Origin of the sequence: Klebsiella grimontii, from assembly GCF_900200035.1 — a bacterium.
Lineage (GTDB): Bacteria > Pseudomonadota > Gammaproteobacteria > Enterobacterales > Enterobacteriaceae > Klebsiella > Klebsiella grimontii.
Map to the genome: position 1 here is coordinate 81720 of NZ_FZTC01000012.1, position 22130 is coordinate 103849.

A 22130-nucleotide genomic window follows, 5' to 3' on the forward strand; every position below is an offset into this window, starting at 1 on the left:
AACAGGATGACCCATTTATCGCGCATCAGCGCCATCAACTGGAACAAGATTGAAGATGATAAGGATCTGGAGGTCTGGAATCGGCTGACCAGCAACTTCTGGCTGCCGGAGAAGGTGCCGCTGTCCAACGATATCCCCGCCTGGCAAACCCTCACCCCGGCGGAGCAGCAGCTGACGATTCGCGTCTTCACCGGGCTGACGCTGCTCGATACCATCCAGAATACCGTCGGCGCGCCGGCGCTGATGGCCGACGCCCTCACCCCGCACGAGGAAGCGGTACTGTCGAACGTCAGCTTTATGGAGGCGGTGCACGCCCGCTCCTACAGCTCAATCTTTTCGACGCTCTGCCAGACCAAAGACGTCGATGCCGCCTATGCCTGGAGCGAACAAAACGCGCCGCTGCAGCGCAAAGCGCAGCTGATGCTGGAGTACTATCAGGCAGATGAACCGTTGAAGAAAAAAATCGCCAGCGTCTTTCTCGAATCCTTCCTCTTCTACTCCGGTTTCTGGCTGCCGATGTACTTCTCCAGCCGGGGGAAGATGACCAACACCGCCGATCTGATTCGCCTGATTATCCGCGATGAAGCGGTACACGGTTATTACATTGGCTACAAATTCCAGAAAGGACTGGAAATAGTCAGCGCCGAGAAGCGCGAAGAGATGAAAAACTTCGCCCTCGACCTGCTGATGGATCTGTATGACAACGAACTGGCCTACACCCGCGAACTGTACGCCGATAGCGGCTGGATTGAGGAGGTCAACGCCTTTCTCTGCTACAACGCCAACAAGGCGCTGATGAACCTCGGCTACGACGCGCTGTTCCCGGCGGAAATGGCCGCCGTCAATCCGGCGATCCTCGCCGCGCTCTCGCCGAATGCCGACGAAAACCACGACTTCTTTTCCGGTTCAGGTTCATCGTATGTGATGGGAAAAGCGGAAGAAACCGTCGACGCCGATTGGGACTTTTAGCCTTACTTTCACCAGGAATATATCAGCATATTTCCTGGTGATTTATTTCACATTATTTGTTTTCACCTCACTCAATATCTTTCGGTCATCACCGTGTCATATTCAACAACATGCCCTCGATTTTCACCTGAATTAAGGCAACATAACTAAAAAATATCGACCACAAGTCATTCGCGCTCAGCCCTTATATCACGGGGGATGTACCGGAATTCTCTCCCGCGCATTTCCCTGGCAACGCCACATAAAGGGTTGTCACAGATTCTCAGTATGTTAGGGTGTAAAAAAACAATTATCACCACCGGGTACCATATCGATATTAATAAATAACAGGAAACACTCTCTTGCATGGCAATTAAATTAGAAATCAAGAATCTCTATAAGATATTTGGCGAGCACCCGCAGCGGGCTTTCAAATATATCGACAAAGGACTATCGAAAGAACAAATACTGGAAAAGACGGGGCTATCGCTTGGCGTTAAGAACGCCAGTCTGACCATTGAAGAAGGCGAGATATTCGTCATCATGGGACTCTCCGGTTCGGGGAAATCCACCATGGTTCGCCTTCTCAATCGCCTGATTGAACCCACCCGCGGCCAGGTCCTGATCGACGGCGTCGATATCGCTAAAATCTCTGACGCCGAGCTCCGCGAGGTGCGCAGAAAAAAGATTGCGATGGTTTTTCAATCCTTTGCGCTTATGCCGCATATGACCGTGCTCGACAACGCCGGTTTCGGCATGGAGCTGGCCGGCGTGCCGACTCAGGAACGCCAGGAAAAAGCGCTGGAGGCGTTGCGTCAGGTCGGCCTGGAAAATTATGCTCATGCGTACCCGGACGAACTCTCCGGGGGCATGCGCCAGCGCGTTGGTCTCGCCCGCGCGCTGGCGATTAACCCCGATATTCTGTTAATGGATGAAGCCTTCTCAGCGCTCGACCCATTAATTCGTACCGAAATGCAGGATGAGCTCACTAAATTACAGGCCCGGCATCAGCGTACCGTGGTATTTATTTCCCACGATCTCGATGAAGCCATGCGGATTGGCGATCGTATTGCCATTATGCAAAATGGTGAAGTGGTTCAGGTCGGCACGCCGGATGAAATACTCAATAATCCGGCCAATGATTATGTCCGAACCTTCTTCCGCGGCGTCGATATTAGCCAGGTGTTCAGCGCTAAAGATATTGCCCGCCGCAGCCCGGTGGGGCTGATTCGTAAAACGCCTGGTTTCGGCCCGCGCTCCGCGCTGAAATTATTGCAGGATGAAGACCGCGAATATGGCTACGTCATTGAACGCGGGAATAAGTTTGTTGGCATTATCTCCATTGATTCTCTGAAAGCCGCGCTGAGCGAAGGCCAGGGAATCGATGCGGCGTTAATCGACTCCCCGCAGGCGGTGGATGCGCAAACGCCGCTCAGCGAGCTGCTCTCTCACGTCGGCCATGCACCGTGTGCGGTGCCGGTTATCGATGAAGGGCAACAGTACGTCGGCATCATTTCCAAACGCATGCTGCTGCAGGCTTTAGATCGCGAGGGGGCAAACAATGGCTGATCAATCTAACCCGTGGGACACCGCGCCGGCGGCGGATAGCGCAGCGCAATCCGCCGATGCCTGGGGCACCTCTACGCCAGCGCCGACCAACGGCGGCGGCGCCGACTGGCTGAGCAGCGCGCCCGCGCCGCAGCCGGAACACTTCAATATTATGGACCCGTTCCATAACACGCTGATCCCGCTCGATAGCTGGGTCACGCACGGCATCGACTGGGTGGTGATGCATTTCCGTCCGCTATTCCAGGGAATACGCGTACCGGTGGATTACATCCTGAGCGCCTTCCAGCAGCTGCTGCTGGGCATGCCGGCGCCGGTGGCGATTATTATTTTCTCGCTGATTGCCTGGCAGATTTCCAGCGTCGGCATGGGTGCGGCGACGCTGATTTCGCTGATCGCCATCGGCGCTATCGGCGCCTGGTCGCAGGCGATGGTAACCCTGGCGCTGGTGCTGACCGCACTGCTGTTTTGTATGCTGATCGGGCTGCCGCTTGGGATATGGCTGGCGCGCAGCCCGCGGGCGGCGAAAATCATCCGTCCGCTGCTCGACGCGATGCAGACCACGCCGGCGTTTGTCTACCTGGTGCCCATCGTGATGCTGTTCGGTATCGGCAACGTTCCGGGCGTGGTGGTCACCATTATCTTCGCCCTGCCGCCGATTGTCCGCCTGACCATTCTGGGGATTAACCAGGTGCCGGCGGATCTGATTGAAGCATCGCGCTCCTTCGGCGCCAGCCCGCGTCAGCTGCTGTTTAAGGTTCAGCTACCGCTGGCCATGCCGACTATTATGGCCGGGGTCAACCAGACGCTGATGCTGGCCCTGTCGATGGTGGTCATCGCCTCGATGATTGCCGTTGGCGGTCTCGGCCAGATGGTACTGCGCGGCATCGGTCGCCTTGATATGGGCCTGGCCACCGTTGGCGGCGTCGGGATTGTTATCCTCGCCATTATTCTTGACCGTCTGACTCAGGCCGTAGGACGGGACTCGCGCAGTCGCGGCAACCGCCGCTGGTATGCAACCGGCCCACTGGGGCTGATAACTCGCCCTTTCTGTAAATAAGAGCCCATCCCCCCGGCAATCGGGGGGATAGACTCCCCTTCTGATAAGTAAAAGGAACAACGATGCGACATACAGCGATCCTTGCCACAGCGTTAACCGCCCTCATTTCCACCACCGCCTTCGCGGCGGATCTGCCTGGCAAAGGCATTACCGTTAAGCCGATTCAGAGCACTATTTCGGAAGAGACCTTCCAGACCCTGCTGGTCAGCCGCGCGCTGGAGAAGCTCGGTTATACCGTCGATAAGCCGAGCGAAGTGGATTACAACGTCGGCTATACCTCGCTCGCCTCCGGCGACGCCACCTTTACCGCCGTCAACTGGCAGCCGCTGCACGACGATATGTACGCTGCCGCCGGCGGCGATAAAAAGTTCTACCGCCAAGGCGTATTTGTGAACGGCGCGGCGCAGGGCTACCTGATTGATAAGAAAACCGCCGAGCAGTACCACATCAAATCTATCGACCAGCTAAAAGATCCGAAAATCGCCAAACTGTTCGACACCAACGGCGACGGCAAAGCCGACCTGACCGGCTGTACGCCTGGCTGGGGCTGTGAAGCGGTAATTAACCATCAGCTTGATGCCTATGGTCTGAATAACACCGTCACCCACAATCAGGGGAACTATGCCGCCATGATGGCCGACACCATTGCCCGCTATAAAGAGGGCAAGCCGGTCATCTACTACACCTGGACGCCTTACTGGGTCAGCGATGTGCTGAAACCGGGTAAAGACGTCGTCTGGCTGCAGGTACCGTTCTCCTCCCTGCCGGGCGTGCAAAAAAATATCGACACGAAGCTCTCTAATGGCGCCAACTACGGCTTCCCGGTCAGCACCATGCATATCGTCGCCAACAAAGCCTGGGCCGAGAAAAACCCGGCGGCGGCGAAGCTGTTTAGCATCATGAAGCTGCCGATTGCCGATATCAACGCCGAGAATGCCATGATGCACGAGGGGCATGGTTCGGAAGCGGATATTCAGGGCCACGTCGACGGCTGGATCAAAGCCCACCAGCAGCAGTTTGACGGCTGGGTGAACGAAGCGCTGGCCGCGCAGAAATAATCTCCCGCTTTTATCGCGTTTCCCCGGAAAGGCTCCCGCCTTTCCGGGCCATCAGAACGTACAGACTCCACCTTCGCTATCATCGCCCCGCCTTTCCCGTCCGATGGGTTTATATGCAAAAAATGTGCATAACTTTAACCATCAGCCTCTTAGCGGCTGTTAAGCCGCACGGCTCTCTGCTAAGGTAAATCTACCTGTTTAATCATGTGATTTTCACGTGAGTGATTAATAAGCAATTCCTATGGAAAATTCTGACGCATTGACGCATACCCCTCCCGCCGCTGAGGCCACGCTGTCTGAAGGCCTGAAAGACAGCCTGCCTATCGTCATTAGCTATATTCCCGTGGCCTTCGCCTTCGGCCTCAACGCCACGAAGCTCGGCTTCACTCCCCTGGAAAGCCTGTTCTTCTCCTGCATTATTTACGCGGGCGCCAGCCAGTTCGTGATCGTCGCGATGCTGGCGGCGGGAAGCTCGCTGTGGGTCGCCGCGCTCACCGTCATGGCGATGGACGTTCGTCACGTTCTCTACGGCCCTTCCCTGCGCAGCCGCATCCCGCGCGCGCTGAGCAACAAAAAAACCGCGATCTGGGCGTTCGGCCTGACTGATGAGGTGTTTGCCGCCGCCACCGCTAAACTGGTACGCGACGGTCGACGCTGGAGCGAAAGCTGGATGATCGGTATCGCTTTTCTGTCCTGGGCGTCGTGGGTCTTCGGCACGCTGATCGGCGCGTATTCAGGCAGCGGCCTGCTGACCGACTTTCCGGCGGTGGAGGCGGCGCTGGGCTTTATGCTTCCCGCGCTGTTTATGAGTTTTTTACTGGCTTCTTTCCAGCGCAAGCAGTCGCTTAGCGTGACCGCCGCGCTGGCAGGGGCGCTGGGGGGAATGATTCTGTTTTCCATACCCGCCGCCATCCTGGCCGGGATTGTCTGCGGCTGCCTGACCGCTCTGGTACAGGCCAGCCTACAGGGGATGCCCGATGAACAGTGATGTCCTGACGATCGGCGTTGTGGTCGGCTGCGTAAACTATCTGTTTCGCTATCTGCCGTTGCGCCTGCGCGCCGGCAACGCGCGTCCGACGCGTCGCGGTCCGATCGGCGTGCTGCTCGATACCATCGGCATCGCCTCTATTTGCGCGCTGCTGGTGGTCTCCAGCGTGCCGGAAATTCTCCACGACGCCCGCCGCCTGCTGCCTACACTGGCTGGCTTCGCCGTGCTGGGCCTGGCCTTCTGGAAAACGCGCAGCATTATTTTGCCTACGCTTCTAAGCGCCCTAACCTACGGTGTTGTCTGGAAAATCGGCCTATGGCTATAAGCCTAAAGTATCAATTTTTGTCAATAATTCATTTGATTTATTTGTCACAATAGTTATTATATCGACTGTAATTAATGAGGTCATAACCAAAATGGATAGTTCGTTTACTCCCATTGAGCAAATGCTCAAGTTCCGCGCCAGCCGTCACGAAGACTTTCCTTTTCAGGAAATTCTGCTCACCCGCCTTTGCATGCATATGCAGGGAAAGCTGCTGGAAAACCGTAACAAGATGCTGAAAGCGCAAGGGATTAACGAGACATTGTTTATGGCGCTGATCACGCTTGAGTCTCAGGAAAACCACAGCATTCAGCCTTCTGAGCTGAGCTGCGCGCTGGGCTCTTCCCGTACCAACGCCACGCGCATTGCCGACGAGCTGGAAAAACGCGGCTGGATTGAGCGCCGCGAAAGCGATAACGATCGTCGCTGCCTGCATTTACAGCTCACCGAAAAGGGGCATCAGTTCCTGCGCGAAGTGTTACCGCCGCAGCACAACTGCCTGCATCAGCTCTGGTCTTCTTTAAGCACCAGCGAAAAAGATCAGCTCGAGCACATCACCCGTAAGCTGCTTGGTCGCCTCGACCAAATGGAAGAGGATGGCGTGCTTGCGGAGTCTCTGCGCTAAGCGCGGAACCAACCGCTCAACGCTTTTTCTGGATTGACAAGGAAACGAACAGGCCAGCAGATCTTCTGCTGGCCTTTCTGATAAACAGGTCGGCTCAGCCGATGTGAAATAATAAGATCGTGGAGAATAACATGAGCGCAAATGCGGAGAGCCAAACCCCGCAGCAACCGGGCAGCAAAAAAGGGAAGCGTAAAGGCGCCCTGCTGCTGCTGACCTTGCTCTTTATTATTGTTGCCGTGGCATACGGGATTTATTGGTTTTTAGTACTGCGTCACTTCGAAGAGACCGATGACGCGTACGTGGCAGGGAATCAGGTGCAAATTATGGCGCAGGTGTCCGGCAGCGTGACGAAAGTCTGGGCCGACAACACCGACTACGTGCAAAAAGGCGATCCGCTGGTCACCCTCGACCAGACCGATGCCCAGCAGGCGTTTGAAAAAGCGCAGACCCAGCTGGCCGCCAGCGTACGTCAAACGCGCCAGCAGATGATCAACAGCAAGCAGCTGCAGGCCAGCATTGAGGTTAAAAAAACCGCACTTTCCCAGGCGCAGACCGACCTTAACCGCCGTATTCCGCTGGGGGCCGCCAACCTGATTGGCCGCGAAGAGCTGCAGCACGCCCGCGACACGGTTGCCAGCGCCCAGGCCGAACTGGACGTGGCGATTCAGCAGTACAACGCCAACCAGGCAATCGTGCTGGGTACGAAGCTGGAACAGCAGCCTGCTGTGCTGCAGGCGGCCACCGAAGTGCGTAACGCCTGGCTGGCCCTGCAGCGGACAAAAATCGTCAGCCCGATTAGCGGCTACGTATCGCGTCGCTCCGTACAGCCCGGCGCGCAAATCAGCAGCACCACGCCGCTGATGGCCGTCGTTCCGGCGACCAACCTGTGGATTGACGCCAACTTTAAAGAAACGCAGCTGGCGCATATGCGTATCGGTCAGCCGGCCACCGTGATCAGCGATATTTACGGCGACGATGTGAAATACACCGGTAAAGTGGTCGGCCTCGATATGGGTACCGGTAGCGCCTTCTCGCTGCTGCCCGCGCAGAACGCCACCGGCAACTGGATCAAAGTGGTTCAGCGCCTGCCGGTACGTATTGAGCTGGATGAAAAACAGCTGGCGGAGCACCCGCTGCGCATCGGCCTGTCGACCCTCGTTGAGGTGAACACCACCGACCGCGGCGGCGAGATGCTGGCAAGCCAGGTGCGTAGCTCCCCGGTTTACGAAAGTAATGCCCGCGAAATCGGCCTCGAGCCGGTCAATAAGCTGATAAACGACATCATCCAGGCCAACGCCGGATAATTCGGGGTGAGCGTAATGCAACAGCAAAAACCGCTGGAAGGCGCGCAGCTGGTCATTATGACCATTGCGCTGTCGCTCGCGACCTTTATGCAGGTGCTGGACTCCACCATCGCCAACGTGGCCATCCCCACCATCGCCGGTAACCTTGGCTCATCGTTGAGCCAGGGCACCTGGGTTATCACCTCGTTTGGGGTGGCGAACGCTATCTCCATTCCGATTACCGGCTGGCTGGCAAAGCGCGTTGGCGAAGTGAAGCTGTTCCTCTGGTCGACGGTGGCGTTCGCCATCGCCTCCTGGGCCTGCGGCATGTCAAACAGCCTGACGATGCTGATTTTCTTCCGCGTGATTCAGGGGATCGTCGCCGGTCCGCTGATCCCGCTGTCGCAAAGTCTGCTGCTCAGCAACTACCCCCCCGCCAAGCGCTCTATCGCGCTGGCGCTGTGGTCAATGACGGTGATCGTCGCGCCGATTTGCGGCCCTATCCTCGGCGGCTATATCAGCGACAACTACCACTGGGGCTGGATCTTCTTTATCAACGTGCCGATTGGCATCGCCGTGGTGGTGATGACGCTACAGACCCTGCGCAACCGCGAAACCCGCACCGAGCAGCGGCGGATCGACGGCGTCGGCCTGGCGCTGCTGATCATCGGTATCGGCAGCCTGCAGGTGATGCTCGACCGGGGTAAAGAACTGGACTGGTTCGCCTCGAACGAGATCATCATCCTGACCATTGTCGCAGTGGTGGCGATAAGCTTCCTTATCGTCTGGGAGCTAACCGACGACAACCCGATAGTCGACCTGTCGCTCTTTAAGTCGCGAAACTTCACCATCGGCTGCCTGTGTATCAGCCTCGCCTATATGCTCTACTTTGGCGCTATCGTGCTGTTGCCGCAGCTATTGCAGGAGGTATACGGCTATACCGCCACCTGGGCCGGTCTGGCCTCGGCGCCGGTCGGGGTGATCCCGGTTATCCTGTCGCCGATTATCGGCCGCTTCGCGCATAAGCTGGATATGCGTCGGCTGGTCACCTTCAGCTTTATCATGTACGCGGTCTGTTTTTACTGGCGCGCGTGGACCTTCGAACCGGGTATGGACTTCGGCGCCTCGGCGTGGCCGCAGTTTATCCAGGGCTTCGCGGTGGCCTGCTTCTTTATGCCGCTGACGACCATTACGCTTTCCGGCCTGCCGCCGGAAAGGCTGGCGGCGGCATCGAGCCTGTCGAACTTTACGCGTACCCTGGCGGGCTCCATCGGCACCTCGATTACCACCACCATGTGGACGAACCGCGAGGCGCTGCACCATGCTCAGCTTACCGAGTCGGTGACGCCGTATAATCCCAACGCCCAGCAGATGTACGACCAGCTGCAGGGATTAGGGATGACGCAGCAGCAGGCGTCCGGCTGGATCGCGCAGCAGATAACCAACCAGGGGCTGATTATCTCCGCCAACGAAATTTTCTGGTTCTCGGCGGCGATATTTATCCTTCTGCTCGGGCTGGTGTGGTTTGCCAGACCGCCGTTCAGCGCTGGCGGCGGCGGTGGCGGCGCGCACTAAGGTTTGACCTGAAGGGATCTGCGGATCCCTTTTTTTATGGCCGCCGCGCAGGTTGTCCAGTTTGCGCTAGTTTATGTCCAGTTCGCTGGAGATGCCTTTTCGCCTTGTCATGCACGATAAAGACTCGCTTAGAAGGAGAAAATCATGCTGACTCAACCTGGTGAAAAATACCGTCCCTATCCGCCGATTGCCCTGCCCGACCGCCGCTGGCCGGAGCAGCAAATTACCCGCGCCCCGCGCTGGCTCTCCACCGACCTGCGCGACGGCAACCAGGCGCTGGCCGAGCCGATGGACAGCGCGCGCAAACTGCAGTTCTGGGACTTGCTGCTAGAGTGCGGATTTAAAGAGATCGAGGTGGCCTTTCCCTCGGCTTCGCAAACCGATTTCAACTTTGTGCGTCAACTTATTGAAGAACGGCGCATCCCGCAGGACGTGACGATTCAGGTGCTGACCCAGGCGCGGGAAGATTTAATCCTCAGGACCTTCGAATCGCTGCGCGACGCCCACCGCGCCACCGTTCACCTCTATAACGCCACCGCTCCGCTGTTCCGCGAGCGGGTTTTTGGAATGAACAAAGCGCAGGTCGTCGAGCTGGCGACCCGCGCTACCCGGCTTATCCGCCAACGGTGCGAACAGCAGCCGCAGACCCGCTGGCAATACGAGTACTCTCCGGAAACTTTTTGTTTTACCGAGCCGGAATTCGCGCTGGAGATTTGCGAAGCGGTGGCGGAAATCTGGCAGCCCTGCGCCGAACGGCCGATGATTATCAACCTGCCCGCGACGGTAGAAGTGAACACGCCTAACGTTTATGCCGATCAAATTGAGTATTTTTGTCGTCACTTCTCGCGCCGCGCCGATGTGTGCATTAGCGTTCATCCGCATAACGACCGGGGAACCGGCGTCGCCAGCGCGGAGCTGGCGGTGATGGCCGGCGCCGACCGCGTCGAAGGCTGCCTGTTCGGCAACGGCGAGCGCACCGGTAACGTCTGTCTGGTGACGCTGGCGATGAATCTCTACAGCCAGGGCGTCGATCCCCGGCTCAGGTTCGCTGAGATGAACCGGGTGGTCGAAATCGTCGAAAGCTGCAACCAGATCCCGGTTCATCCGCGCCACCCGTGGGCGGGAAGCCTGGCCTATACCGCCTTTTCCGGCTCGCATCAGGATGCGATCAAAAAAGGGTTCGACGCCCGCCGGCCCGGCGATCGCTGGGAAATGCCCTACCTGCCTATCGACCCGCAGGATATCGGCTGTAGCTACGAGGCGGTGATCCGCGTTAACAGCCAGTCCGGCAAAAGCGGGAGCGCGTGGCTGATTGAACAGAATCATGGCCTGAAGCTGCCGCGCGCGCTGCAGCAGGATTTTAGCCTGCACGTCCAGCGCGAAACCGATACGCATGGTAAGGAGATGACCCACAACGCGCTGTGGCAACTGTTTCGCGCACGCTACGGGCTGGTCCCCCAGCCGCCGCTGGCGCTGCTGGATTACCAAAGCGATAGCCAGCAGGACGGCCAGCTTTCTCTGCAGGCTTCCCTGCGCATCGCCGGCGAAACGCGACGTTTGCAGAGCCGCGGCAACGGCCTGCTGTCCGCAGCCGCCAGCGGGCTGAGCGGCCTGTTAAAGCAAAACATCGTGATTAAGGATTATCACGAGCATACCCTCGGCGAACGTAGCGACAGCCGTTCAGTCGCCTATATTCGCTGCGTCTTCCCGAATGGCGACAGCCGCTGGGGGGTGGGAATTGATAACGACGTGGCGCGCGCCTCGCTGCAGGCGCTGTGCAATGCGATGAGCGCAGGCCATTACTCCGGCGAACGGAAGTAGTCGCTGGGGGCGACGCCTGTTACCCGGCGAAACATAGCGCTAAAAGCGCTGTGGCTACCGTAGCCGAGATCCAGCGCCACCCGCAGTACCGACTGCCCCTGCGCCAGGCGAACCAGCGCTTCCATCAGCTTCGCCCGGCGCACCCATTCACTCCAGGTGAGCGTGGTCTGCTGCTGAAAATGACGATTCAGCGTGCGCTCGCTCATGCTGCTCTCTTTCGCCGCCTCGGCGCTGCTCCACGAGTCGCCGGGCGCTTCTCTTACCTTCTGGCATAAACGGCGCAGCGCTTCGCTTTGCGGCTCCGGCAGGCCAAACGGCAGCACCGCCATGACGCGAATTTCATCAAGGATCAGTTCGTAGATGCGTTCATCGCGGCTGCCCGGCGCGTAGGATTCCGCCAGCGTCAGCGACGCGACAATCAGTTCACGCAGCAGCGGAGTCACCTGCACTATCTGGCAGGCAGCGGGAAGATCGGCGCGCGCGAGGGGATCGATAAACAGGGTTCGCGCAGCCGCAGCGCCGGTAACCCGTAGGGTGTGCGGGGTACCGGCGGGCAGCCAGACGCCTCGCCCCGGCGGCACGACCCAGTAGCCATGCGCAGTTTCCACCCGCACCACGCCGCTGAGAATTTGCAGCAGCTGGGCGCAATCGTGCTGATGCCAGGGTTCGCTATCGCCATGAGCGTAATCATGGGCAAAAGGCACCAGCGAACGGTGTTGAAAATTGAAGGTTAAAGTCGTCGACATCGCCGCGGCGTCAGGGAATAGCGGCCCGACGGGGTTCGCCGGGCCGTGGCAGAAGCACTAGATGTGCAGTTCTTGCAGTTTTTCTTTCGGCAGCGCCAGCTCATCGTTGCTATTGACGCGGACATCGCGCTCGATGATATGGCGAGCGATTTCCTGAGCTTCTTCCAGCGAGTGCATGGTGTAGGTTCCGCACTGGTAAACGTTCAGCTCCGGGATCTGGTTCTGATCTTTCACCTTCAGCACGTCGGCCATCGCCGCTTTCCAGGCATCCGCGACGCGCTGCTCGTCCGGCGTACCGATCAGGCTCATATAAAACCCGGTGCGGCAACCCATCGGAGAGATATCGATAATTTCCACACCATTGCCGTTCAGGTGATCGCGCATGAAGCCGGCAAACAGGTGCTCGAGGGTATGAATGCCTCTTTCCGGCATCACTTCCTGGTTTGGCACGCAGAATCGCAGATCGAAAACGGTGATTTCATCGCCGTGAGGCGTGTTCATTTTCTTCGCGACACGCACCGCAGGCGCTTCCATTCGGGTATGGTCGACTGTGAAACTATCTAACAACGGCATTCTTCACCTCCGATAGTGATTTTTTTTTAAAAATAAAATGAACTCTTTTTGAGGCAGCGAGTCTGAGTATATGAAAGACGCGCATTTATTATCATCATCATCCCTGAATCAGAGATGAAAGTTTGGCCACAGTGATGTGGCCGTTTTCTTTTTTACGGCCCGGAAAGCTACGCGTGCCTTGCCAGCAGCGCTTCAAACGGCTCGCTATCCGCCGCTTCCACCTTCTTCTGACGCTGTAGCGATGCTTCACGCTCGGCAACAAAATCCGCCTCGCTTAAAATTTCCAGCGGCTCTTCGCGCAGCATCGTCCGATAGCGATCGGCCAGCTCTCTGCCGGTACCGCCAATCCCCTCTTCAAGCATAGAACGCAGAATGCGCGCCGAGAAGGTTAATTCGGGATTGTCGAAGCAGGCGACCAGCTCATCGCAGGCCTGCTGATAGGCCTGGCATCCGTGGATGCTATCCAGCGTTTGCGCCACGCGGCGTAAATCGCGGAACAGATCTTTACCGACCTGAGCCAGCGGGAACTGCGCGGTTTCGCAGCCAATACCGAGCGTCAGGCCCGGCTTACGGCCTTCCAGAATCACCCGATTCCAGTTGGTGCGCGTACACAGCAGCTCGTCGCTGCTCATCTCCGGCGCATCGGCCAGCACGCACCAGACCATAAACAGATCGAGGAAACGCACCTGCTGCTCGTCAACGCCAATCGGTGAGAACGGATTGATATCCAGGGAGCGCACTTCAATGTATTCAATACCGCCGCGCAGCAGCGCGTCGGAAGGCGTTTCGCCGCTGCGGGTCACGCGTTTCGGGCGAATCGGCGCGTACAGCTCGTTTTCGATCTGCAGCACGTTGCTGTTGATTTGCAGACGCTTCCCGTCTTTCTCCAGCCCGATAGTTTCATACTCTTCGGAAGGCGTTTTAATCGCCCGCTTCAATCCTGCCACATACTCGTAGAGATCGTTAAACGTAATTCCGAGATTGCTTTGCGATTTATTGGTATAGCCCAGATCGCTCAGACGCAACGAGGTCGCGTAAGGCAGGTAGTACATGCCGTTGCTGGCTTCCTGAAAAGGCAGCGACGTCGGTTTGCCCTGCAGGAACGACGAGCAGATCGCCGGGGAAGCGCCGAACAGGTATGGGATCACCCAACCAAAACGGTAGTAGTTGCGAATGGAGCGGAAATAGCCCGCTGAGATCGCTTCTTTACCGCTTTCGGCATCCTCAACGCCGCACTTAGCCTGCCAGAAAGCCATCGGCAGCGAGAAGTTATAGTGCACGCCGGAGATAGTTTGCATCAGCGCGCCGTAGCGATTTTTCAGCCCTTCGCGATACAGCGTTTTCAGGCGGCCAATATTAGAGGTACCGTACTGCGCCAGTTCAATATCCTGGCCGGGCGCGATATAGCAAGGCATGCTCAGCGGCCACATGCGCTCGTCGCCAATATGACGTGCGGTATAGCGATGAACATCGCGCATAAAGGTGAGCATATGCTGGATATCACCATCAACCGGCGTAATAAATTCCAGCAAAGCTTCGGCAAAATCGGTGGTAATCCATTTATGAGTCAGCGCTGAACCCAGTGCCTGCGGATGACCGGTAGTGGCCAGCGTGCCGTCAGCATTGACGCGCAGCGTTTCGCGCTCAAGACCACGTTGAATACCCTGCAGCGCCTGCGGATTTTTTTCCAGCCAGGCCAGCGCCTGTGATACGTCCGGGATCAATTTGACCTCCCGCCTGTCGAAATCGTTTGAATTAGCATAATTGTAATGGTTGAACAATCAGTCCAATTAGTGCCACCACGTCATGCCCTGAAGCGTTATCGCCGCAACGACGATATAGCGTATTGCTTTGCCAAGGCATAAAAAAAAGAGCACTGGTCCCCAGGAAATACGCATCCATCCCGCCAGTAAACACAGCAAATCGCCTATAACAGGCGCCCAGCTTAATAATAGCGCGGCCGCGCCGTAGCGCCTCAGCCAGCCGGACGCCTTCTCCTGCCAGCGCGATGTTTTGCGCAGCGGAAACAGGCGCCCCAGAATAACGTTAGTTACCCCTCCAAGGCTATTACCGATTATTGCTATTAAAACCAGTAACCAGGGCTGGCTCACCCCCGCCAGCAGCATGGCAATCAACACCACTTCCGAATTGCCGGGAAGCAGCGTGGCGCTCAAAAAGCTGCTGGCAAACAGCGATATCAGCGACAGCGAGTCGCTCACAGCAACCGCACGTCCACGGCATCCATTCCGGCGCGCTTCGCCGCCTGCAGACCAAAGTCCGCATCTTCAAAGACCACGCATTTCTCCGCCGCAACGCCCATGCGCTCAGCGCAGAGTAAGAAAGTATCAGGCGCGGGTTTATGGTTGGCGACATGATCGGCGGCAACTACCGCCGAGAAGTAGTGACGCAGGCCCAGATGGGCCAGCAGCGCTTCAGCAACGGCGCTCTCGCTGCCGGTACCGACCGACATCGGACGACGACCGTGCCACTCCTTAACCACCTCAATCAGCGGTAAGGGGCGGACGCTATCAAGCAGCATCGCTTTCACGGCGTCCGTTTTTTCCTGCGCCAGAGAGTGAGGATCTAAATCAGCCTGATTTAATTCGATAATGGCCTGAGCGATCCGCCAGGTTGGAGAACCGTTAAGCGCGACCATGGCCTGCATATCAAAACGCATACCGTAACGTCCCAGAACCTCGTTCCATGCCTTACGATGCGTCGGCTCGGTATCGAGGATCGTGCCATCCATATCAAAAATCAGTCCTGCGTAACGTTCGTACATCGTCTTCTCACCAACCGGTTAAGGAGGAGTTACTGTAACGCAAAAGGTCTGCTTTGTCGCTGCCAGCGGTAGATGCAACAAGGGCGCTCGATGGCGCCCTTGTTGATACAGATGCAGTGTGGTGCGTTTATTTGATTCTTAAATCGTTCTCAACCATACGAACGCCCTGCACTTTACGCGTCACTTCTACCGCTCGTTTAGCGCTATCGGCGGATGAGACAAAGCCGCTGAGCTGTACACGACCTTTAAAGGTCTGGACGCTAATTTCCGAAGACTTAATCTCTTTGTCATTGAAGAGCGCGGTTTTGACTTTGGTGGTCACGACGGTATCGTCAATATACCCACCGGTACTTTCCTTTGTGGATGAACCTGCGCAGCCCGCAAGCGTGGCGGCGACCAGAAGCGTCGCGCAACACGCAGATATTGCTTTGAACCATTTCATGGATTTCTCTCCTTGCACTTATCCCACCCAGGATCAGGTCGGTTAACAGGAATAAATTATAGTGGAAAGAGGGAGTTGCCAATGAAAAAAGTGCTGAAGGACAAGGTGAATTATTGCGTTTAAGAGGTTTTGAGACAAAGAGAGTGGCTGGAGATTATCTCGCAGACCATGAAACAACAGCGTGGCTGCTATCTCGGAGAAGATGGTGCATCCGGGAGGATGACTCACTCGGTTCGCCCTTCGGGCCGTTGCTGAAGCAACGTTATCCTCCCTGGTGCTGGCGATTATCTCGCAGACCATGAAACAACAGCGTGGCTGCTATCTCGGAGAATATGGTGCATCCGGGAGGATTCGAACCTCCGACCGCTCGGTTCGTAGCCGAGTACTCTATCCAGCTGAGCTACGGATGCATCGGGAAACTTGCTTTACTGCCGATATTGATACCGCTGCTGAAGCCGTATCAAGTAAGAGATGGTGCATCCGGGAGGATGACTCACTCGGTTCGCCCTTCGGGCCGTTGCTGAAGCAACGTTATCCTCCCCGGTGCTGGCGATTATCTCGCAGACCATGAAACAACAGCGTGGCTGCTATCTCGGAGAATATGGTGCATCCGGGAGGATTCGAACCTCCGACCGCTCGGTTCGTAGCCGAGTACTCTATCCAGCTGAGCTACGGATGCATCGGGAAACTTGCTTTACTGCCGATATTGATACCGCTACTAAAGCCGTATCAAGTAAGAGATGGTGCATCCGGGAGGATGACTCGCCTTGCGGCTCGCCCTTCGGGCCGTTGCTAAAGCAACGTTATCCTCCCTGGTGCTTGCGGCTAATACCGCCACCTCATCCACATCTTCGTTGCTGAAGGTACGGAGAATATGGTGCATCCGGGAGGATTCGAACCTCCGACCGCTCGGTTCGTAGCCGAGTACTCTATCCAGCTGAGCTACGGATGCATCGGGAAACTTACTTTACTGCAGATTTTGATACTGCTGCTAAAGCCGTATCAAGTAAGATGGTGCATCCGGGAGGATTCGAACCTCCGACCGCTCGGTTCGTAGCCGAGTACTCTATCCAGCTGAGCTACGGATGCAAAATGGCGGTGAGGCGGGGATTCGAACCCCGGATGCAGCTTTTGACCGCATACTCCCTTAGCAGGGGAGCGCCTTCAGCCTCTCGGCCACCTCACCACACGCCTCTTACGAGTGCTTCGAAGAACTTGTTTCTGCTCTTCGTCGCTGCGATGGCGCACATATTACTTTCTGGTACTTATAAGTCAAACCTTTTTTCGAGACCTTTTTTTCGTTTGCACACTTCCCGCGCAATTAGCCTGTGAAAACGGCAAAAAGAGTATTTTATCAACAAGAAATTGGCGATTACGCCGCTGCTAACGCAAAAGATAATTGTCGCGGACGCGGAGAAAGAGACAAAAAAGAGGGGCTATCGTAGAGGAAAAGTGGCAAAAACGGGGGATGGAAGGAGGCGCCTCACCGAATAGCGAGGCGCGAAAACCTTAGTAACTGGACTGCTGGGATTTTTCAGCCTGGATACGCTGGTAGATCTCTTCACGATGCACGGAGACTTCTTTAGGGGCATTAACGCCAATACGTACCTGGTTACCCTTCACCCCTAAAACTGTCACAGTGACCTCATCTCCAATCATGAGGGTCTCACCAACTCGACGAGTCAGAATCAGCATTCTTTGCTCCTTGAAAGATTAAAAGAGTCGGGTCTCTCGTATCCCGGCATTATCCATCATATAACGCCAAAAAGTAAGCGATGACAAACACCCTACGGTGTAAGCAGTCACGGCATCACATTCTGTTAAACCTAAGTTTAGCCGATATACACAACTTCAACCCGACTTTATCGTTATCAGTGCTTCTCGCGCAAGATGCTGTAATCCGAGAATCACAGCATCTATGCAATTATAGTTATTACAGTTTTGCGCTTACCCAGCCTTTCACACTGGCCAACGCAGCAGGGAGAGCAGACGCATCGGTACCGCCGGCTTGCGCCATATCCGGACGACCGCCCCCTTTACCGCCCACCTGCTGGGCGACCATACCAATCAGTTCCCCTGCCTTCACGCGGTCTGTCACATCCTTAGACACACCTGCAATCAGAGAAACCTTACCCTCTGCGACCGTGGCCAACACAACAACCGTTGAACCCAGCTGATTTTTCAGATCGTCAACCATAGTACGCAGCATTTTCGGCTCAACGCCAGCCAGTTCGCTGACCAGCAGCTTAACGCCGTTAATCTCTTCCGCTTTGCTGGAGAGATTTGCGCTCTCCTGCACAGCAGCCTGCTCTTTCAACTGCTGCAGCTCTTTTTCCAGCTGACGGCTGCGTTCTAACGCGGCGCGTACTTTGTCGCCGAGGCTGTGGGTGTCCCCTTTCAGCAGCTGCGCGATATCGCTCAGCTGATCGCTTTGCGCATGCAGCATCGCCATCGCACCTTCGCCGGTGACCGCTTCGATACGGCGCACGCCCGCGGCGGTGCCGGATTCAGAGGTAATGCGGAACAGGCCGATATCACCGGTGCGCGAGGCGTGCGTACCGCCGCACAGCTCGGTGGAGAAATCACCCATGCTCAGCACGCGAACGCGATCGTCATACTTCTCGCCAAACAGCGCCATCGCGCCGGATTCACGCGCAGCGTCAATATCCATGATATTGGTTTCGATCGGCAGGTTGCGGCGAATTTGCGCGTTCACCAGATCTTCTACCGCGCGGATCTCCTCCGGCTTCATCGCTTCAAAATGCGAGAAGTCAAAGCGCAGCGCTTTGTCGTTAACCAGAGAACCCTTCTGCGCAACGTGCGTACCAAGAACCTGGCGCAGCGCCGCGTGCATCAGATGCGTTGCGGAGTGGTTGAGGCGGATACGCTGACGGCGAGCCTCATCAACATCGGCCTGCACGGCGTCGCCGACTTTCAGCGAGCCGCCGGTGACTTTACCGATATGACCAATGGCCTGACCGTATTTCTGCGCGTCGTTGACCTGGAAGGAAAAACCGGCGCCCTTAAGTTCGCCTTTGTCGCCCACCTGGCCGCCAGATTCCGCGTAGAACGGCGTCTGATCGAGAATGACCACCGCTTCCTGGCCCGCGTTCACCGCATCAACCGCTTTGCCATCGATAAACAGCGCGGTGACTTTGCCGTTCAGCTCCAGGCTGTCATAGCCCTTAAACTCAGAGACGCCGTCGACGCGGATCATCGCATTGTAGTCCGCGCCAAAGCCGCTGGATTCGCGCGCGCGACGGCGCTGCTCTTCCATTGCCGCTTCAAAACCCGCTTCATCAACTTTGATGTTGCGCTCGCGGCAAACGTCCGCGGTCAGGTCAACCGGGAAGCCGTAGGTATCGTACAGGCGGAAAGCGGTTTCGCCGTCCAGCGTGTCGCCCTGCAGTTTAGCCAGCTCTTCATCCAGCAGCGCCAGTCCGCGCTCCAGAGTACGGGCAAACTGCTCTTCTTCGGTCTTCAGCACCTGCTCAACCTGAGCCTGCTGCTGTTTCAGCTCTTCGCCGGCGGAACCCATCACGTCAATCAGCGGGGCAACCAGTTTCCAGAAGAAGGTCTCCTTCGCGCCCAGCATATTGCCATGGCGAATTGCGCGGCGAATGATGCGGCGCAGCACGTAGCCGCGGTTTTCATTCGACGGGATAACGCCATCGGCTATCAGGAACGCGCAGGAACGAATGTGGTCAGCGATAACGCGCAGCGACTTGTTAGAGAGATCGGTCGCGCCGGTAACCTTCGCCACGCTCTTAATCAGATCGCGGAACAGATCGATATCGTAGTTGGAGTTGACGTGCTGCAGCACGGCGGCAATACGCTCGAGGCCCATACCGGTATCTACGGACGGCTTCGGCAGCGGCTCCATGGTTCCGTCAGCCTGACGGTTGAACTGCATGAAGACGATATTCCAGATCTCAATATAGCGATCGCCGTCTTCTTCCGGCGTTCCCGGAGGGCCGCCCCAGATATGGTCGCCATGGTCGAAGAAGATTTCGGTGCAGGGGCCGCACGGCCCGGTGTCGCCCATCTGCCAGAAGTTATCGGAAGCAAACGGCGCGCCTTTGTTGTCGCCGATGCGGATAATACGCTCGCGCGGTACGCCAACTTCATTTGCCCAGATATCGAACGCTTCATCGTCGGTTTCGTAAACGGTCACCCACAGTTTTTCTTTCGGCAGGGCGAACCAGCTTTCACCGGTCAGCAGTTCCCATGCGTATTTGATGGCGTCCTGTTTGAAATAATCGCCGAAGCTAAAGTTGCCCAGCATTTCAAAGAAGGTGTGGTGACGCGCGGTGTAGCCGACGTTTTCCAGATCGTTGTGTTTACCACCCGCACGAACGCAACGCTGCGCGGTGGTCGCGCGCGAATAATTACGTTTGTCGAGACCAAGGAAGACATCCTTGAACTGGTTCATCCCGGCGTTGGTAAACAGCAGGGTCGGGTCGTTATGCGGCACCAGGGAGCTGCTCGCAACTACCTGATGTCCTTTACTATGGAAAAAGTCGAGAAACGCCTGACGGATCTCAGCGGTGCTCTTGCTCATAATTATCCTGAAATCAAGCTAACGAAATGTCGCTGGCAGCCACTACCCAGTATCGACCGGCAGGCTACTCACGAAAATAAAGTGGGAATAAGATAAGTTTTCTTCACGGGGAAGTAAAATCCCGGATGGGTCAATCTGCAAAATTTCGCCAGATTTCCTGAATATCTTCCATCAGATAACCGCGATAGAGCAAAAAGCGCTGAATTTTGACTTTTTCGGCAAATACGGTGGGCAGGGGTTCGCCATATTTTCGCTGCGCCTGCTCTTTGGAAAGCTGCGCCCAGTCGATTTCGCACTCGCGCATGGCTGCCTCTATCGTCTCGCGGGAAATCCCCTTCTGCTTTAGCTCCTGGCGGACGCGCGCCGGGCCGTATCCCTTGCGGCTGCGGCTGGCAATAAACTGACGAACAAAGCGTTCGTCGTCCAGATAGCGGTTCTCAATACACCATTCAACGACGTTATCGACCTCTTCCGGCGTCACGTTTAACGCTTCCGGGCCGTTTTTACTCATAACCGGCGCGGCCAGTTTGCGCCTTAGCTCCTGTTCGCTGTGGTCGCGCATTGCCAGAATGCGAATCGCGCGATCCAGCAGCCTGGCGTAGTCAGAGCGGCGGGATGAAGTTTCAGTCACGGGCAGCCTCGCTAATCAAAAAAGCAAAAGGGCCGCGTAAGCGGCCCCTTGTTAGTCTGTTCAGACGATATCAGAAATCCTGTTCGGTTTCCGCTTCGCTGTTGCCATCAACCGCGAAGTCCGGCGTGGCATCCTGATTGCTCAGCAGCAGTTCACGAACTTTCTTCTCAATCTCTTTTGCCGCTGCCGGGTTCTCTTTCAGCCAGGAGATGGCGTTCGCTTTACCCTGACCAATTTTATCGCCGTTGTAGCTGTACCAGGCGCCGGCTTTCTCGATCAGCTTCTCTTTCACGCCGAGATCGACCAGCTCGCCGTAGAAGTTAATACCTTCACCGTAGAGGATCTGGAATTCAGCCTGTTTAAACGGCGCGGCGATTTTGTTTTTCACCACTTTAACGCGGGTTTCGCTGCCGACGACGTTGTCGCCCTCTTTCACCGCGCCGATACGACGGATGTCCAGACGCACGGAGGCGTAGAACTTCAGCGCGTTACCGCCGGTGGTGGTTTCCGGGTTACCGAACATCACGCCAATTTTCATACGAATCTGGTTGATGAAGATCAGCAGCGTGTTGGACTGCTTCAGGTTGCCCGCCAGTTTACGCATCGCCTGGCTCATCATACGCGCCGCGAGGCCCATATGAGAATCGCCGATTTCGCCTTCGATTTCCGCTTTCGGCGTCAGCGCCGCAACGGAGTCGACGACGATAACGTCTACCGCGCCGGAACGCGCCAGCGCGTCACAGATTTCCAGAGCCTGTTCGCCGGTATCCGGCTGGGAGCACAGCAGGTTGTCGATATCGACGCCCAGCTTGCGTGCGTAAACCGGGTCCAGCGCGTGTTCCGCATCGATAAACGCACAGGTTTTACCTTCGCGCTGCGCGGCGGCGATAACCTGCAGCGTCAGCGTGGTTTTACCGGAAGATTCAGGCCCGTAGATCTCGACGATACGGCCCATCGGCAGGCCGCCTGCGCCCAGGGCGATATCAAGGGAAAGCGAGCCGGTGGAGATAGTTTCCACATCCATGGAACGGTCTTCACCCAGGCGCATGATGGAGCCTTTACCGAATTGTTTTTCGATCTGGCCCAGTGCTGCCGCCAACGCTTTCTGTTTGTTTTCGTCGATAGCCATTATTACTCCTCTCATGCCGG

The 22130-nt window shown here is 56.6% G+C and carries 20 protein-coding genes and 5 tRNA genes; 10 read left to right on the plus strand and 15 right to left on the minus strand.

The window, feature by feature from the left end; all coding sequences use genetic code 11:
• Positions 1-6: 6 nt before the first annotated feature.
• The 10 genes from nrdF (at position 7) to leuA (ending at position 11246) form a co-directional block, all read left to right on the plus strand.
• Positions 7-969, plus strand: a complete 963-nt coding sequence (gene nrdF, locus KOSB73_RS04690; protein WP_004132940.1) for a class 1b ribonucleoside-diphosphate reductase subunit beta — start codon at positions 7-9, stop codon at positions 967-969.
• A gap of 345 nt (positions 970-1314) precedes the next feature.
• A complete protein-coding gene (proV, locus tag KOSB73_RS04695; RefSeq protein ID WP_024358419.1) occupies positions 1315-2517 on the plus strand; it encodes a glycine betaine/L-proline ABC transporter ATP-binding protein ProV in 1203 nt (400 codons plus the stop codon).
• The gene (proW, locus tag KOSB73_RS04700; protein WP_024358420.1) at positions 2510-3574 is read left to right on the plus strand and encodes a glycine betaine/L-proline ABC transporter permease ProW; all 1065 of its coding nucleotides are present in this window, start codon (positions 2510-2512) and stop codon (positions 3572-3574) included. Before proV ends, proW begins: the two co-directional genes overlap by 8 nt.
• A 62-nt stretch (positions 3575-3636) precedes the next feature.
• Positions 3637-4632, plus strand: coding sequence for a glycine betaine/L-proline ABC transporter substrate-binding protein ProX (gene proX / locus KOSB73_RS04705; protein WP_004132934.1), 996 nt, complete (start codon positions 3637-3639; stop codon positions 4630-4632).
• A gap of 241 nt (positions 4633-4873) precedes the next feature.
• Positions 4874-5620, plus strand: a complete 747-nt coding sequence (locus KOSB73_RS04710; protein ID WP_024358421.1) for an AzlC family ABC transporter permease — start codon at positions 4874-4876, stop codon at positions 5618-5620.
• A complete protein-coding gene (ygaH, locus tag KOSB73_RS04715; RefSeq protein WP_024358422.1) occupies positions 5610-5945 on the plus strand; it encodes an L-valine transporter subunit YgaH in 336 nt (111 codons plus the stop codon). The genes KOSB73_RS04710 and ygaH overlap by 11 nt, the downstream gene beginning before the upstream one ends.
• 91 nt (positions 5946-6036) lie before the next feature.
• The gene (gene mprA / locus KOSB73_RS04720; RefSeq protein ID WP_004104785.1) at positions 6037-6567 is read left to right on the plus strand and encodes a transcriptional repressor MprA; all 531 of its coding nucleotides are present in this window, start codon (positions 6037-6039) and stop codon (positions 6565-6567) included.
• A gap of 131 nt (positions 6568-6698) precedes the next feature.
• On the plus strand, positions 6699-7871 hold the full coding sequence (emrA, locus tag KOSB73_RS04725; protein ID WP_004123983.1) for a multidrug efflux MFS transporter periplasmic adaptor subunit EmrA: 1173 nt from the start codon (positions 6699-6701) through the stop codon (positions 7869-7871).
• Positions 7872-7886: 15 nt separating this feature from the next.
• Positions 7887-9425: a multidrug efflux MFS transporter permease subunit EmrB gene (emrB, locus tag KOSB73_RS04730; RefSeq protein ID WP_004123984.1), complete on the plus strand. Its 1539-nt coding sequence runs from the start codon at positions 7887-7889 to the stop codon at positions 9423-9425.
• A gap of 144 nt (positions 9426-9569) precedes the next feature.
• On the plus strand, positions 9570-11246 hold the full coding sequence (gene leuA / locus KOSB73_RS04735; RefSeq protein WP_004132925.1) for a 2-isopropylmalate synthase: 1677 nt from the start codon (positions 9570-9572) through the stop codon (positions 11244-11246).
• Here the strand turns inward: leuA and KOSB73_RS04740 are convergent.
• The 15 genes from KOSB73_RS04740 to recA all read right to left on the minus strand — a co-directional run bounded on the left by KOSB73_RS04740 (position 11225) and on the right by recA (position 22110).
• Positions 11225-11992: an AraC family transcriptional regulator gene (locus KOSB73_RS04740; protein ID WP_064362647.1), complete on the minus strand. Its 768-nt coding sequence runs from the start codon at positions 11990-11992 to the stop codon at positions 11225-11227. The genes leuA and KOSB73_RS04740 overlap by 22 nt on opposite strands.
• A gap of 57 nt (positions 11993-12049) precedes the next feature.
• The gene (luxS, locus tag KOSB73_RS04745) at positions 12050-12565 is read right to left on the minus strand and encodes an S-ribosylhomocysteine lyase (protein ID WP_004104795.1); all 516 of its coding nucleotides are present in this window, start codon (positions 12563-12565) and stop codon (positions 12050-12052) included.
• A gap of 167 nt (positions 12566-12732) precedes the next feature.
• The gene (gshA, locus tag KOSB73_RS04750; RefSeq protein WP_064362649.1) at positions 12733-14289 is read right to left on the minus strand and encodes a glutamate--cysteine ligase; all 1557 of its coding nucleotides are present in this window, start codon (positions 14287-14289) and stop codon (positions 12733-12735) included.
• Positions 14290-14355: 66 nt separating this feature from the next.
• Complete coding sequence (locus KOSB73_RS04755; RefSeq protein ID WP_004123993.1) at positions 14356-14784, minus strand: YqaA family protein; 429 nt, start codon at positions 14782-14784, stop codon at positions 14356-14358.
• On the minus strand, positions 14781-15347 hold the full coding sequence (gene yqaB, locus KOSB73_RS04760; protein WP_004123996.1) for a fructose-1-phosphate/6-phosphogluconate phosphatase: 567 nt from the start codon (positions 15345-15347) through the stop codon (positions 14781-14783). Before yqaB ends, KOSB73_RS04755 begins: the two co-directional genes overlap by 4 nt.
• A 127-nt stretch (positions 15348-15474) precedes the next feature.
• Positions 15475-15789 carry a BON domain-containing protein gene (locus KOSB73_RS04765; RefSeq protein ID WP_004132919.1) on the minus strand — a complete coding sequence of 105 codons (315 nt, stop codon included), beginning with the start codon at positions 15787-15789 and terminating at the stop codon, positions 15475-15477.
• Between the two features lie 333 nt (positions 15790-16122).
• Positions 16123-16199, minus strand: a tRNA-Arg gene (locus tag KOSB73_RS04770).
• A 192-nt stretch (positions 16200-16391) separates the two neighbouring features.
• Positions 16392-16468: transfer RNA gene (locus KOSB73_RS04775), tRNA-Arg, on the minus strand.
• Between the two features lie 196 nt (positions 16469-16664).
• Positions 16665-16741 (minus strand) — tRNA-Arg (locus tag KOSB73_RS04780).
• A 60-nt stretch (positions 16742-16801) separates the two neighbouring features.
• Positions 16802-16878, minus strand: a tRNA-Arg gene (locus KOSB73_RS04785).
• Positions 16879-16882: 4 nt separating this feature from the next.
• Positions 16883-16975, minus strand: a tRNA-Ser gene (locus KOSB73_RS04790).
• Positions 16976-17298: 323 nt separating this feature from the next.
• Positions 17299-17484, minus strand: a complete 186-nt coding sequence (gene csrA, locus KOSB73_RS04795; protein WP_000906486.1) for a carbon storage regulator CsrA — start codon at positions 17482-17484, stop codon at positions 17299-17301.
• Between the two features lie 238 nt (positions 17485-17722).
• The gene (gene alaS, locus KOSB73_RS04800; protein ID WP_024358428.1) at positions 17723-20350 is read right to left on the minus strand and encodes an alanine--tRNA ligase; all 2628 of its coding nucleotides are present in this window, start codon (positions 20348-20350) and stop codon (positions 17723-17725) included.
• Positions 20351-20480: 130 nt separating this feature from the next.
• Positions 20481-20981 carry a recombination regulator RecX gene (gene recX / locus KOSB73_RS04805; RefSeq protein WP_098140283.1) on the minus strand — a complete coding sequence of 167 codons (501 nt, stop codon included), beginning with the start codon at positions 20979-20981 and terminating at the stop codon, positions 20481-20483.
• 70 nt (positions 20982-21051) lie between these two features.
• Entirely contained in the window at positions 21052-22110 is a 1059-nt protein-coding gene (gene recA, locus KOSB73_RS04810; protein WP_024358430.1) for a recombinase RecA, read from the minus strand.
• Positions 22111-22130: the final 20 nt, after the last annotated feature.